Here is a 13,439-nt window from a genome sequence, read left to right as displayed (position 1 = left end):
GACCGTCGAAGCCGTCAATCGGACAGTAGCGAGGATCAATCTACGCCCGCGCAAGCGCTTGGGCTGGAAGACGCCGTACGAAGTGCATACAGGGGTGAGCGTTGCACTTATGTGTTGAATTCAGGAGGTTTAAGTCTCACAGGCATGCGTTTGGCAAACGTGATAAGTACACCAGTCGCAATTCGCCGCTTTCGCTTGGGTATGGGCCCAATTAACCTATTGCTGTTGGCTCTCGGCGGTCTGTATTTGTACGCTTGGTTCCGCCAAGCCTCTCCCATGCAAAGCTATCTCGCTAACTGTTGCTGGTCCCATCGCCGAGCCAACACTAGCAACACTATCGCTCCTCAAGCCCAACTGGACGAAATCAATGCGCTGATGATGCTCCTCTACCAGCCACGATTGGCGATGGAGACCCGGGAAGTGCGGATCAGTGGTTCGCTGGGCGATACCATCACGCAGGACGGCATTAGCCAACTGGTCATTGATTTGCCAGGGGCTGCTCCAGGTGCCGCACAAATCGATCTGTCTATGAGTGGCAACTTGACCCCTGTCTCGGCCGGGTTCGGGTCTGGTACTAGAGGTGCGCCGACGGATATCGGAGCCAGTTGGCTGAACGGAAGCCTGTGTACTTGGATACCGGTCGATGCCGGCCAAGGTCTACGCTTGAGCGGCAGCTTTCCGCAGCCGCTCACCCGGCTGACCCTACGTTTGTGTTACCTCAGCCCTGTGGCATTGCTGGCTGGTGTCGGTGCTACCATCGGCGGCGCTAAGGGTATTTCTTATACGCTGTCGCCTAATGGCGGCCTGTTGAGCCCTGACGGTGAAATTATAACCTTACGTCCAGGCGAACCAACCCCTGAACTGGATAGGGCCATCGTTCATCGAATAGGCCCTGAGCAGAACTCCAGCTTTCTAAGTCCAAAGGACAAGCTATGACCTCAGCAACACCCGGCAGCCGTGAGGGACTGCTATCACAAGAACATTATCTGGCGCCACCTGCCATTCCTACGCGGCAAACACCCAAGGATGTCCTTAATACCATCTGGCACAAGAACGAGGTGTTTCTCGATATCGGCTCATACAGCATCGGCTCTTTTGTGATGGTGTTATGGCCTGTGCTGTTGATTTTTTTATGGTTAACGCAAACCATGGGTTTTGACGCGCTGGATGCTGCCTACTGGTACGGTTTTATGTGTTTCTGCGGGTTTCCGATCTTGATCCTCATCTACATGTTGAGCCGCCCTGTCCCTCTTCCTGTGCGCTTTAACCGTCAACGCCGCGAAGTATGTGTGCCATTCAAAGATGGCCGATACTGGATCGTGCCTTGGGAGCAGGTTACTGCCCAAGCAGTGGCGATGGACTCGGTGGGTCAGCACGGAAAAACCACTCAAGGTCTATTGATAGTGGGATTTCGCAATCCCGATCCCGACGCGCCAGAAAAGGAGCGCGACTTCAGTCTAGGGTTCAACTGCGGCGGTGGTGAAACGGCTATGAGCCTCTGGGAGTGCATGCGCAGCTACATGGAGAAGGGGCCAGACGCGATCCCAGATAGCCGATTGGGTAGAAAACCTTACGCCGAAACACAGATCGGTTCCATCGTTACCAGCCTTTTCAAAGGCGACATTCTGGACGTCTTGCACGGGTTGTTTTTTGTTATTTTCCTAGGAACATACTGGGCCGAAAAATTGCAAAATTGGAAACTCGCACCACCACCTGATCTGACCGATCCCGCCATCGTCGAATGGTCCAAACCCCTTCCTCCCGAGCATTGGGCCAAACGCTCCCCAGAACTGGAAGAAGCCATCGCAAAGCGTGAAGCCGAATTGGCTATGCAGACGGTGCAATGAGTAAAAATTAAGAACCGTAGAGCTCTAACGTTTGAAGCCCGAGGGAAAGGCATGACTTCCGCCACAGCAGGCAGCCGCAAAGGACTTTTCTCACGAGAGGATTATCTGGCACCACCGGCTGTCCCGACGGGGCCGCCGCCCAAGGATGTACTGAATACCATTTGGCGAAAGAACGACGTTTTTCTTGATATTGGCTCCTACAGCATTGGCTCTGCTGTCATGGTGCTGTGGCCGGTAGTAATGCTCTGTTTACTCATGATCTACATAGAGCGAAATGGCGAGAGGCTGGTGGGAACAGCCCTATTGTCGTTGGTGCTAGTTGGTATTCCGATATTGATCCTTTTACATGGGCTGACTAAGCCCGTGCCGCTACCTGTTCGCTTCAACCGCCAGCGCCGAGAGGTCTGCGTGCCATTCGATGACGGCCGTTACTGGATCGTCCCGTGGGAACAGGTCACCGCCCAAGCAATATCAATGGACTCTGTCGGCCAGCACGGCAAAACAACTCAAGGTCTATTGGTGGTGGGCTTTCGCAATCCCGATCCCGATGCACCCGAAAAGGATCGCGACTTCAGCTTGGGATTCAGTTGCGGTGGCGGCGAAACGGCCATGTGTCTGTGGGAGTGCATGCGCAGCTACATGGAGGTTGGGCCGGAAGCCGTTCCGAAGTGCAATTTTGAGGGTGAGAACAGCCAAAAAGGCTTGATCGGCTGGACCATTAGTATTTTGTTCGACGCATTAAAATCCGCAGCCAAGGGAGACTTTAAATCTGCAATTAAAGATGTTTTCTTCACTGTCTTTTTAGGTGCTCCTTTGGGGTTTTATTTGCAAGAACGCAAGCTGGTTCCGCCACCTGACTTGAACGCCCCGGCTATAAAAGAATGGTCGAAACCACTGCCGGCTGAGCAGTGGACCAAACGCTCTCCTGAGTTGGCAGCAGCCATCGCCAAGCGTGAGACAGAAATGGCCGAGCAACCACTACAGTAATTGGCTTAAGGGGGAGCCGTGCGCCGTTACCTGAGGACAACACATGAGTACGCCAGTGACGGCTACCTTCCAAAACGCTTTAGACCAACATGAAATCCCTGATTTCTTCAAAGGCAACGGGTTCTACTTCGCCAGAGGCTGTGACTGGGGCGACCACTTGCACATAAACAACTGGCAAGGGATGTGTGCCGTGTTGAGGCACCAGGACTCAGCGCAAGTAAAACTGACCCGGATCTTTGAGGAGTACGTTCAAAGCCTCGAGGAAAACTACATCGACTCGGACGGATTGTTTTCGAACCTGAGGGCCTATTACATCCTGAGGAAGAAGAACCCGTTTCTATCCGCGGCGGGTTATGACCTTACCGCCGCCCTTGGTAAAACCAGCCGGAATAAAGCAGGCGTGTTGTTCAGGCTGCTCCGAATATCCTACGACAAGGAAAATGCTGGCACTTCGAAATACTCGTTCGCTCAAGAGCTTCAGAGACTGCGTAGCCTTGGTTGCACACTCGAACTCGAATCGCTTTAGCCTCGAACCATTGAATCTGGAACTCACATGAACACCCGCCAAATCAAACTCGCCAACGGCTGGACCGCCATCTTCGAAAACAACGGTGAGTTCCACATGGGTGCAGAAGGTTGGAGCTTGCTCCTGCAAGGGCCCGATAACAGGACGATCCAGTATTTCGCCGACCAGATTGTTCTGGTCAACGATGAAGACGGTAGCCAGGCCAATTCGTGCATTCGTTTATCGAGTGATGGTGTTTACGGGTACTTGAGCACAGCCGTTGATAATTGCTGGGTAATCGATTTTGCGCGGGGCATGATCGCCCCGCATCGAGTGAGTATTCGTCATTACCATGACGCCTACGATGAGAGCGTTGCGCTTTACGAGCAGCCGGCCTTCAAACGTGCGCGGCAATACATCAGTGTCGTCGGAAGACACATTTATCTGACCTTTCCGCTGACCAAGGATGAGGATTTCCCCAAGGTATGGGATGAATATCTGTCGATACGCAGACGCCAGCTCGACGAGCTGTATTTCAGAAACTGATCAGATCCGGCGCGCCATCGTCAGCAAAGCGTATTTGCGCCAGCCCTATCCGATCAACTCGTCCGCCACCGCATACTTGACCACCACACGATTGCGATAAAGCCTTTCGCGCATCACCAATGCCCCCACCTGCCCCTTTTCCCGAACTTCCCGCCAGATCTCATTCTCCCGATATACCCGTTCCCCTTCGCGCACAAACCGATGCCCTTCCTGGAAAACGTGATACCGATACGCCCGCAACTGGTCACATAACAACTCACCTTCCAGTTGCGTCTGCCCGACATTCAACTTCAACTGAAAACACCGGTCTGTCGGGTTATGCAGCACCAGGTCAATGTAGTTATAGAAAATCGCCGCACCGGAGCCAAACGGCAGTACTCGTCCCTCATCCGGAAACGGATCGAAGCTGTGATTGGAGCGCTCAACCACCACCAACGGTGAATGTATGGCCATCCAATGAATCAGATTGCTCAATTGGCATATCCCGCCACCGACGCCGGTGCGGGCCTCGCCGAAGGACAATTCCATCCCTTCAACGTAGCCACGTTTACGCGTTGGCCGGCCGACGAGACGGCAGAAGGAGAAATGTTCGCCAGGCGCAATGATGACGCCGTCGATGGCAGCGACGGCGAGTTTGAGGTTGATGACTTTGTTGTGTTGCAGGGCGAGGTCGGAGTCGCCGAGTTTACGGATGAGTTTCGAGGTGTGTTTGAGGTAGCGAAATGGCAGGCGTTCGGTCGACACAACGGGTCGAGCGTAACGCTTGCTGGAGCAGTGCCAGGCGATGTGCCGGAACAGTCTTTTTTGCCACACGCGCAGCCAGTACAACGCCGGGTGGTAGAGGGAAAGTGGTTTCATCCGTGACGCAACGGCGATCGCCGCTTCTTCCTTGGATCGTGAATTGAGCGGGCATTCTAGCCTTTAACCCGAGCGCGCCAAGCAAATACAGCGGCTTTCTCTCGACTCACTTCGACACATTCTGAAGCGCTGCCAGACCTGCATATTAAGGTTCGGCTAAGGTTGCATCGCTACTATCCCGGTCCATGAGCCCCCTGTCGTCATTGAACCGTGGATGAGTCTTTCTGTTATGAGTGCGTTTAATCTGCCAACCCAACCACAGCCGAACTTCAGCCTTGTCCTGGTCAATTACAAGACCGCCGACATTACTCGGATGTGCCTGGAACTATTGCACCAGCACGCCCAGGAAAAGCGCATTCCAGTGTGGGTGGTGGACAACGATTCCGCGGATGAGAGTCTGGATTATTTGCGTTCGCTCGACTGGATCAACTTGATCGAGCGGCCTTCTCCGGGCAAAGAAGCGGGCCATATTGCCCATGGCAAGGCACTTGATCTGGCGCTGGAACAGGTTGAAACCGATTACTTGTTTTTGCTCCACACCGACACCTTCGTCTATGACAAAGAAGTGTTTGAAATGATGCTGCGCGAGTGCACAAAAAGTGCGGACATCGCCGCAGTTGGTTGTGTCGAGCAAATCAATCGGGGGATAGTGCGGGATACCTGGCGTTTAACTTCACGCTTTTGCAAGCATTATGTTCGTCAGGCAAAAGTTCGTATGGGGATGAAATCCAAACCGCCAAGACCTTATAAGGAAACTCACCTGAAAAGTTTCTGTACGTTGTGGAACGTGCGACTGATGAAGTCTCATGGCCTGCACTTCTGCATGGATGATCGCGTACCCGGTTACACCCTGCAGGATCGAATGGTGAGCCTTGGATACGGCATCAAACTGCTGTCGCCGCGCAAGATCTTCCGTTATCTCGATCACATCCAAGCAGGAACGGTCGCCGCTGCAGGCACCTACGGGAAAAATCACCGTCGGACGAAAATGTATCAGGCGACTATCGAGCGTTTCCAGGGACAGCGAGACAAACGCGGGATACAAACATCGGTTTAACTCACGGCAATAAAAAGGGTGACTTTAAAAGTCACCCTTTTTTTTAACTGAAATTGTATACATTTGCTCCGATGGAGGTGTTCGCCCAGTGTAATGGCCTGGCAATCCATGCACCGGTAAAGAGCCCTGACACTGGGCGAACGCGAAGGATTTTAATAGAAGTTGGCGGATATGTCGCCATACTTCAATGTAAATATTATGTACAAGAAAGTTAATAGATATTTATCGATGAAACCCCACATAAACCTTTCACGAAACTTTCAGAGCCCCCACAACCAACTAATAGTATGACTACTCTAATACAAAGACTGTACAAGAGCAGTCATCCTGTAGAGCTATAACTCAATTTTCGTGCTGACTGGTCACTTTTAATACATCGGTATAAGTGACTACAACGCTCTGCCCGACTTTGAGATTTTTCAGTTTGTCCTGAATTTCAGGCCGTTCGACGTTGAGGGTTTTCGATACGCCGGCAGGGTTCTGCAGCGTCACCTGATTTGTCTTCAAATCAATTTTGGTGATTTTCAATTGCACCTGGACCTGACGGTAAGCCTCGCCGCCGGGATTGCTGCTGCCCGGGGCATTGCGCAGCTCGCCGGTTCGCTCGGTGGTGCCAGGCAGACCTTTATCCACATCGGTATCGAGATAGGCCGCAACGGAGCGCATGACCTCCACGGTAACCTGGTCGCCAACCTTCAGATTGGCGAGGTTTTTCGCCTTCTCCGTGAGCTGTACGTGAACCTGCTTGCCTTCGGCGCCTTCCAGCACAACCTGATGATTCTGCGCATCAACCGCTAATACTTTGGTGGTGACTTTGTCGGCTTCAACCGTTGCCGACAGCGGTATGTCGGCGGCAAACGCAGAGAGACTGGAGGCAGACAGCAGCGTTGCGAGGGCGATGGACCTGGCGATTGCATGAAGCTTCAGAAGCGTACTCTCCCTGTCGTTGAGTGGCAGCACCCGACGCCGGAATCATTTCAGGCGCGGGGTGTGTCACTGAGCATAGACGCTGGTCAGGGCTTGGCTTTGGTTTGTGGCGCGGCGGTTTCCTGTGCGGTCGATTCGCCACTGGCCGTGCCTTTAGCGCTCTCTTCACGCTGCTTCGGATCGGTAGGACGCAGCGCGTCGTTGTCGCGCTCGGTTTCCCCCGCTGGCCGGGGTTCGTCAGGATGCTGGTTTTCAGATTCAGGTTTCATCGGTGTTGTCCTCAGGCTTCAGGGTCGTCAAGTTCGCGGGCGACGTTTACGGCGGGAGAATCCTTGTGCAGGTCGTCGCTCATCTCTGGTCCTCGACAGGAAGTACCTTTTGTAGAGGTTCGACGGCCAAATGGAGTTCAACCGGATCCACGCAGGAGCCACATCAGTACCCGGTCATTTCCAGATACCCCTTGCCGCCGTGGCTGCCGCTGACACGCACCGGGCCTTCCCAATAGGGAATGCGCAGGTCCATCCATGCGTTGGGGTTGAGCGCCGAGAGGCTGATGTCGAGTTGCTTGTCTGGAATGCTGATCTTCCAGCGCACCGGCATCGCGCGGCCGGCGACCTTGGCGGTGTCTTGCGGGACAAGTTTGATCTGCTCGCTATGCAGCGTTTGCGTCTGGCCGTCAGCGCCGATCCAGGTGCCGGTCAGGTACGGCGCGCCCTCCTTCTGGCGCATGCGATAAAGCATCAGGTGTTCGCCGCTGTCCAGGTGCAAAGAGAACCAGTCCCAGCCAGTCTGGCTGGCGGTCAGCGGCTGGCTGCTCCACTCGCGGTCGAGCCAGGCAGGGCCGCTGACGGTGTAAGTCTGGCCATCGATCTGCAACGTGCCACTGGCCTGAAAAAACGGTTGGCTGTAGTAATACGACGCCTGCCCTTGTTCGGATTTCTGGCTGAACCCCTTGTCGCCCTGCAGCACCAACGGACGGCTGGAGGTGAGATGCAGTTGATAGGCAAATGATCTATCACGCGCACTAAGCTGCAAGTCACTCAAAGGATCGACCGCCTGACTGCTGAACTGCCAATCATCGATCCACGCCTCGAACGGCGCCAAACGCACGCCGGCCTGACCAACGCCGCCACGGGCATAACGCTCGGCGGCATGATGCGCCGTTGCCGAAGTCACTGCCGCATGGCCCAGCCAGATCGTTTGACTGCCCCAACCTGCCTGCTCCGGCACCGGTTTGAGGGCGCTGCGAAACAGCGTCCATTGCACGCCGAAATCATTGCCCTGCTGATCCTTGAGATTGGCGGTGACGTACCACCACTCAATGCGAAAACCCTCATGGGCACCGTGATCCGCCGGAAAGCTGAACACCCGCCCCGGCACCACCGGCGTAAATGCCTGTGCCTGATTGCCCATCCCGGCAAAGCCCTTTTGCTCGGGCACTGACTGATCGCAGCCGCCGAGCAACAGCAGAACCATCAGCACAACGAAGTTAGTCCTCATGGGCAAACGTCCTCAGCAGATCCGCCGGTTGCGTGCGGTACAGCGAATACAACGGCCACGCCGACGCCAGCAATGTGGCCAGCAACGCCAACCCCATCAGTTGCAAAAGCTGCCAAGGGAACACGCGCAACGGCAGACGCCAGCCAAACGCCTGTACGTTGATCACCGCGTCCAGACACCACGCCAGCGCAATCCCCAGTGGCAGCGCCAACACCAGCGTCAGCACCGCCAGCAGCCAGGTCTGGCCGAGGTTGAGCAGCATCAATTGGCGCCGTGTCACGCCCAGCGCCCACAGCGGCGCGAGTTGGCCGAGGCGGCTTTGGCTCTGGGTCAACAGGCTGATAAACAGTGCCACGCCCGCGACCGCCAGGGTCAAGGTGTTCAAAGCCGCCGTGGCGGCGAAGGTGCGTTCGAACACTTCAACCGACCAGCCTTTGAGCCGCGCCTGATCGACGATGCGGCTGTCATCGAGTTGAAAACGCGCCTGTAATGCACTCAGAAATGGCGGAATGTTTTGTGGGTCGATACGCAGATTGAAACGGTTCGGCGTCAACTGCGGCCATCCGCGCAGCAGATGGTTGCTGTTGACCAGCAAGTGCCCCTTGGGATTGCCGTAATCGGCGTAGATGCCGACCACGCGCGGCGACCACGCGCCATTCGGTGCAGGAATCGTCAGGCGATCACCGGCGCGCACCTGCAGGCGGCGGGCGAGTTGCTCGCTGAGCATCACTGCATCATCCGTCGCCAGATGCGCCCATGGATCACCGCCACTGGCATCGAGCAATGGCCAGTGCTGGCGATAGTAAGGATGATCAATCACCCCGTAGACATCCGCCGGCCAGCCTTGCAAGGTGACCGCGACTTGCCAGTTGGGCAGCACCGCCGTCACCAGTGGCTGCTGTTTCAGCCAAGTGGACATCTCGCGGGCCTGGGCCGGGCTGCTCGGATTGATGTAAAGCTCGGCGCTCAGGCGTTGTTCGAGCCAGTCGTTGAAAGTCTGGCGAAAACCGGCAGTCATGCTGCCAGCGCCGATGTTGGCCGCCAGCGCCAGAAGCAACGCCATCAGCGCCAGGCTCAGTGCCGGCAATTGCTGGCGGCAGTCGGCGAGAAACCATTGCCCGAGCACCGAACGACTGCGCCCGAGCAGTTGATTCAACACGCCACTCAACAGCACCGGCAAGGCCAGCGCGGCGCCGAGCAGCAACCCCGCCATCAGCACAAACCCGCTGGCCAGGCTGTCGCCCCAAAGCAACGCCACCAGCGCAATCACGCCCAACACCAGGGCCAGCCAGCCCTGACGCCGCAACCAGCGCGTGTATTGCTCATGCCAGGCTTGCGGATCCGCCACCGCCAGCAGCGGCAAACGGGCTGCGCGAAGCAGGCTGTTGGCACCGGCCAGCAAGGCGCCGAGCAAGCTCAAACCGATCCCGCTGAACCACCACCAAGGGCTCAGACGCAACTGCCCCGCCACTTCTGCGCCGTACAACCCGCGCAGGCTGGCGGCGACATCCGGCAGCAACACACTGGCCAGCCAGTAACCGCTGATCACCCCGAACACTCCGCCGACCAGCGCCAGCACACCCAATTCGAAAATCAGGCAACCCATCAACATCCGCGCACTGACCCCGCAGGCACGCAATGTGCGCAGCAAGCCGCGCCGTTGCTCCAGCGCCAGGCCGATGGCCGCATGCACGATGAATAAGCCGACAACAAACGACAGAAAACCCAAAGCATCAAGATTGAGGTGAAAGCTCTCGGTCAGGCGCGCCAGATTGTTTTCCTCGCCACTGCTTTTGAGCTGCAACAGGCCTTTGAGCGTGGCCGGCAACTCGCCGTGAAAATCCTTGGGCAACAGCAAACGCGAGAGTTGTGCGGGTTGTTCGAGCAGGGTTTGCGCGACGCCGATGTCGACCAATAACACGCCCGGCGCCATGTCCTTTTGCGCCAGCAACGGCGGCAACGTCTGGCCACTGACCGTTTGCGGCGTGGCGCCTTCGCGCAGGTTCAGGGCCTGCAGGGTTTCCGGGGAAATCCACGTACTGCCCGGCGGCGTGAAGAATTCGACGACACGCTCGATCGGCATCGCCTGCCCGGCCACAGCGGAATCCGCAGGCAGCGACACCGGTTCGATGCCCATCAGTTGCAGGCGTTGATTGTCGTGATCCTTGAGTCTCAAGCGTCCATTCAACAGTGGCGACACCGGCCAGCCCTGGCGCCGCAGGTCGATGAACCATTGTTGGGGGAACGTCGCACCGCTCGGTGTACTGAGGCTGGCTTGCGGTTCGCCGCCGATCAATTGGCTGGCGCGAGCGTAACTGTCGCGAGCCTGACTGTTCAGCGCCTCAACACCAGTCAACAGGCTGGTGGCCAGCCACAACCCGGTCAGCACACTGAAAAACTGCACCGGGTGCCGTCGCCAATGGCTGAGCAGCGCACGCAGGGTTTGCCGGAAGACAATCACGTCAAACGTCCGCTGGACAGCACCACCCGCTGCGCCAACCGCGCCGCCACCCGAGGGCTGTGAGTGACCATCAGCAAGGTCGTCGGCGTGTCGTCGAGCAGCTCCAGCAACAATCGCAGCACTTCGTCACTGGTCGCTTCATCGAGGCTGCCGGTCGGTTCGTCGGCCAACAGCAGTTTCGGCTGCGAGGCCAGCGCCCGGCCCAACGCGACACGCTGCTGCTGGCCGCCCGAGAGCTGCTCGGGATAGCGTTTGAGCAAATCGCCCAGGCCCAGACGTTGCACCAGATGCGCTTGCCAACGCGGATCGTGACGCCCGGCCAGGCGTGCCTGAAACGCCAGATTGTCTTCGACGCGCAAGCTTCCGATCAGGTTGAATTGCTGGAACACCAAGCCGATTTCCGTGCGCCGCCAGTTGGCCAGTTGCGCTTCGTTCATGCTTTCGAGCCGCTGCTCGCCGCTGCGAATGCTGCCGCTGTCGACCTTGTCGAGACCGGCGATCAAGTGCAGCAAGGTGCTTTTGCCACTGCCGGATTCGCCCATCAACGCCAGACTGCTCCCGGGTTCCAGCGTCAGGTCGACGCCTTGCAGCACGGGTAACGGACCTTGGGGGGTAAGGTAACTTTTGCAAACGTTTTGGATCTGGAGCATGCCGCCACCTGATGAGTCAGTGTGGGGCAAGAATAGCGGATGACGGTGACAGACCTGAATCCTGCGTTGAATCACACGGCCTCATCGCTGGCAAGCCAGCTCCCACAGGGTGCGAGGGTGAACGCCATAGTGTGAACACCCTCAATTACTCTGGGAGCTGGCTTGCCAGCGATGAGGCCAGTTCTGCCCATACAAAACCTACTGCCCCGCCGCCACACTCGCCGGCGCCTGCGTCGGCGTCACAATGCTGCCCAGATCAATATGTTTCCACTCCGGCTTGGCCCCCAACCGCGCATTGAAGCGATAGTTGAAGGTGAACTCATCCACCGTCGGCACCGTCAGCGGCTTGCCGTACACCGATTCGATGCCCGCCAGGTCATAACCCATCAACTGCAACAGCGTCGGGAAGATGTTGTAGTGACTGGAGCGATCCTTGTTCGCCGCCAACTGCGCCGACCAGTCGAAGGTTTTCAGATCGCGGCCCTGAATCACCACCAGCGGCACCAGGCCCTCCTCCTCCACCGGGTCCCCGCCGCAATGGGTATTGAGCCCCGGGTTGCCGCGTTCGTGCAGATCCTGCCCGTGATCGGAGGTATAGATCAGCAGTGCATTGTTCAGATTGCCCTTGGCCAACACCCGCGCAAAAAACTCGCCGACGTTCCATAAAACCGCGTTTTTGTAGGCGTTGCGGTAAAGCACCCAGTCATCCACCTGACCATTGAAACCGTCCCGTTCACCGGTATCGGCGACTTCCGTGAACTGCCCGCGCGGCAAGGTCGGGCGGTAGGCCATGAAGGCATCCGGGTATTTGTCGTGCACCGGAAAATGCGCGCCGACCTTGTTGATCAGGATCAGCTCGGGCTTGTCGTCGTTGAGCAGCTCGATCAGCTTCGCGGCGGCGGCCATATCGCGGTCGCGCACGCTGGTGCGGTCGAATTGGACAAACTCGTCGATGTCCTTTATCTCGGCGTCGTTCATCAGGTTCTGCAGGTTGCCACCGGTACGTTGGGCGTCGATGTACACCGTGCGCAGGCCGGCCTTTTTTGCGTACTGCCAGATCGACGGCAGGGTGCTGTTGATGCGCATGTAGTCGGCGCGGGTGCCACCGTAGCGCAGGGTGATGTTGGTGTCGGCGCTGCAATTGGCGATGGACGCCGCATAACCGTAATTGAAGATGTCGACGCCTGCGTGGGGCTGTTTGAGGTTGCTGTGCACGCCAAATGGCGCGTTGATATCCAGATAATTGCCGGAGATGCTTTCGTCGATGATCAGCACGATGTCATGCCCCACCGCTTGCGAACTGCGCGCCAGCGTGACCGGCTCACGCGGGCCGACGGTGTTGTGCAGCGCTTCATAGGCAAACAGGTTCAGATAGGCCAACGGCGTATACATGATCGGCAAACCCCGGGCACCCTCGCCCGCGCGCAAAAACAGCACGGCGCTGAGCAGCAGCACGCCACACAACGGCGCCGCCACGCGCAACGCGTTCGGCACCATGAGCGAATGGCGCGGCTTGAGACCGATGGCAAACAACAGCAGCAAGCCATTGAGCGCGCTACGGATGATTGCGTCCCGGTACTGGTACGCCGCTTCCTGAATAAAGCCGCCGGAATACACCAGCGAGACGAAATTGCTGTAGCTCAGGTAATCCGCGGTGACACGGGTATAGATGTCGAAAAACACCGCCGAACCAAACATCACCAATGCGAATAGATGTCGAATGAGTGTCTGACGTATATACGCCGTTAGATATAACGCCAAAGTTAGCGCCAAAAACATCGCGCCAAAAAGAAGTATAGAAAAACCCAGGCCGATAGCATTTACCCGCTCAATGTAATAAGCGGAGTAAAACAACAAATAGATAATTAAAAGCAGTTCTTTCGCATATCTGAACATGGCGATACCGGTCGTGCAAAAAAGCGGGGAGTCAAAGGTTTGTCGGGTAGAACCTGACACTAGCACCCAGCCATCAAAGCGCAAGAATTGACTGATTCTCCGGTAAAGCGTCAAAAAAACGTTGACTCAAATCTGACACACCTTCAGCGCCAGAAGCCTTGAAATGTAAGGCTTACAACCGTTTATCGCTTATTCTGAATCTGAA

General features: G+C 56.7%; 13 protein-coding genes and 1 pseudogene. 7 read left to right on the top strand and 7 right to left on the bottom strand.

The annotated features are described in order from the left end of the window. The 6 genes and pseudogenes from JJD74_RS25145 to JJD74_RS25120 form a co-directional block, all read left to right on the top strand. Positions 1-118: pseudogene (locus JJD74_RS25145) on the top strand (IS30 family transposase); the annotation flags it as partial. Between the two features lie 158 nt (positions 119-276). Continuing rightward, the gene (locus tag JJD74_RS25140) at positions 277-936 is read left to right on the top strand and encodes a hypothetical protein (protein WP_200617056.1); all 660 of its coding nucleotides are present in this window, start codon (positions 277-279) and stop codon (positions 934-936) included. Beyond that, positions 933-1,847, top strand: coding sequence for a DUF6708 domain-containing protein (locus JJD74_RS25135; RefSeq protein ID WP_200617055.1), 915 nt, complete (start codon positions 933-935; stop codon positions 1,845-1,847). The genes JJD74_RS25140 and JJD74_RS25135 overlap by 4 nt, the downstream gene beginning before the upstream one ends. Positions 1,848-1,898: 51 nt before the next feature. Next, positions 1,899-2,834 carry a DUF6708 domain-containing protein gene (locus tag JJD74_RS25130; RefSeq protein ID WP_200617054.1) on the top strand — a complete coding sequence of 312 codons (936 nt, stop codon included), beginning with the start codon at positions 1,899-1,901 and terminating at the stop codon, positions 2,832-2,834. A 43-nt stretch (positions 2,835-2,877) separates the two neighbouring features. Next, positions 2,878-3,360 (top strand): hypothetical protein, encoded by a 483-nt coding sequence (locus JJD74_RS25125; protein ID WP_234451863.1) that lies wholly within the window; start codon positions 2,878-2,880, stop codon positions 3,358-3,360. A 27-nt stretch (positions 3,361-3,387) separates the two neighbouring features. Then, complete coding sequence (locus JJD74_RS25120) at positions 3,388-3,885, top strand: hypothetical protein (RefSeq protein ID WP_200617053.1); 498 nt, start codon at positions 3,388-3,390, stop codon at positions 3,883-3,885. Positions 3,886-3,930: 45 nt separating this feature from the next. Here the strand turns inward: JJD74_RS25120 and JJD74_RS25115 are convergent, their stop codons facing one another. Continuing rightward, on the bottom strand, positions 3,931-4,743 hold the full coding sequence (locus tag JJD74_RS25115; RefSeq protein WP_200617052.1) for a VanW family protein: 813 nt from the start codon (positions 4,741-4,743) through the stop codon (positions 3,931-3,933). 229 nt (positions 4,744-4,972) lie between these two features. On the opposite strand from JJD74_RS25115, the gene JJD74_RS25110 reads away from it, so the two are divergent. After that, the gene (locus JJD74_RS25110; RefSeq protein ID WP_200617051.1) at positions 4,973-5,800 is read left to right on the top strand and encodes a glycosyltransferase family 2 protein; all 828 of its coding nucleotides are present in this window, start codon (positions 4,973-4,975) and stop codon (positions 5,798-5,800) included. A gap of 342 nt (positions 5,801-6,142) precedes the next feature. Here the strand turns inward: JJD74_RS25110 and JJD74_RS25105 are convergent, their stop codons facing one another. From JJD74_RS25105 to JJD74_RS25080, 6 genes are all read right to left on the bottom strand, one after another. Then, entirely contained in the window at positions 6,143-6,727 is a 585-nt protein-coding gene (locus JJD74_RS25105) for a hypothetical protein (protein ID WP_200617057.1), read from the bottom strand. An 86-nt stretch (positions 6,728-6,813) separates the two neighbouring features. Continuing rightward, positions 6,814-6,996 (bottom strand): hypothetical protein, encoded by a 183-nt coding sequence (locus JJD74_RS25100; protein WP_042559760.1) that lies wholly within the window; start codon positions 6,994-6,996, stop codon positions 6,814-6,816. Between the two features lie 163 nt (positions 6,997-7,159). After that, a complete protein-coding gene (locus JJD74_RS25095; RefSeq protein ID WP_200617050.1) occupies positions 7,160-8,227 on the bottom strand; it encodes a lipocalin-like domain-containing protein in 1,068 nt (355 codons plus the stop codon). Next, on the bottom strand, positions 8,217-10,688 hold the full coding sequence (locus JJD74_RS25090; protein WP_200617049.1) for an FtsX-like permease family protein: 2,472 nt from the start codon (positions 10,686-10,688) through the stop codon (positions 8,217-8,219). Before JJD74_RS25090 ends, JJD74_RS25095 begins: the two co-directional genes overlap by 11 nt. Further along, entirely contained in the window at positions 10,685-11,338 is a 654-nt protein-coding gene (locus JJD74_RS25085; protein WP_047300559.1) for an ABC transporter ATP-binding protein, read from the bottom strand. Before JJD74_RS25085 ends, JJD74_RS25090 begins: the two co-directional genes overlap by 4 nt. A 198-nt stretch (positions 11,339-11,536) precedes the next feature. Further along, on the bottom strand, positions 11,537-13,234 hold the full coding sequence (locus JJD74_RS25080; RefSeq protein WP_200617048.1) for a sulfatase-like hydrolase/transferase: 1,698 nt from the start codon (positions 13,232-13,234) through the stop codon (positions 11,537-11,539). Positions 13,235-13,439 lie beyond the last annotated feature (205 nt).

The organism is Pseudomonas sp. MF6776, from assembly GCF_016613125.1.
GTDB lineage: Bacteria > Pseudomonadota > Gammaproteobacteria > Pseudomonadales > Pseudomonadaceae > Aquipseudomonas > Aquipseudomonas iridis.
The sequence above is the reverse complement of the archived record's forward strand: the minus strand, read 5'-3'. Positions and strand labels throughout refer to the sequence as shown.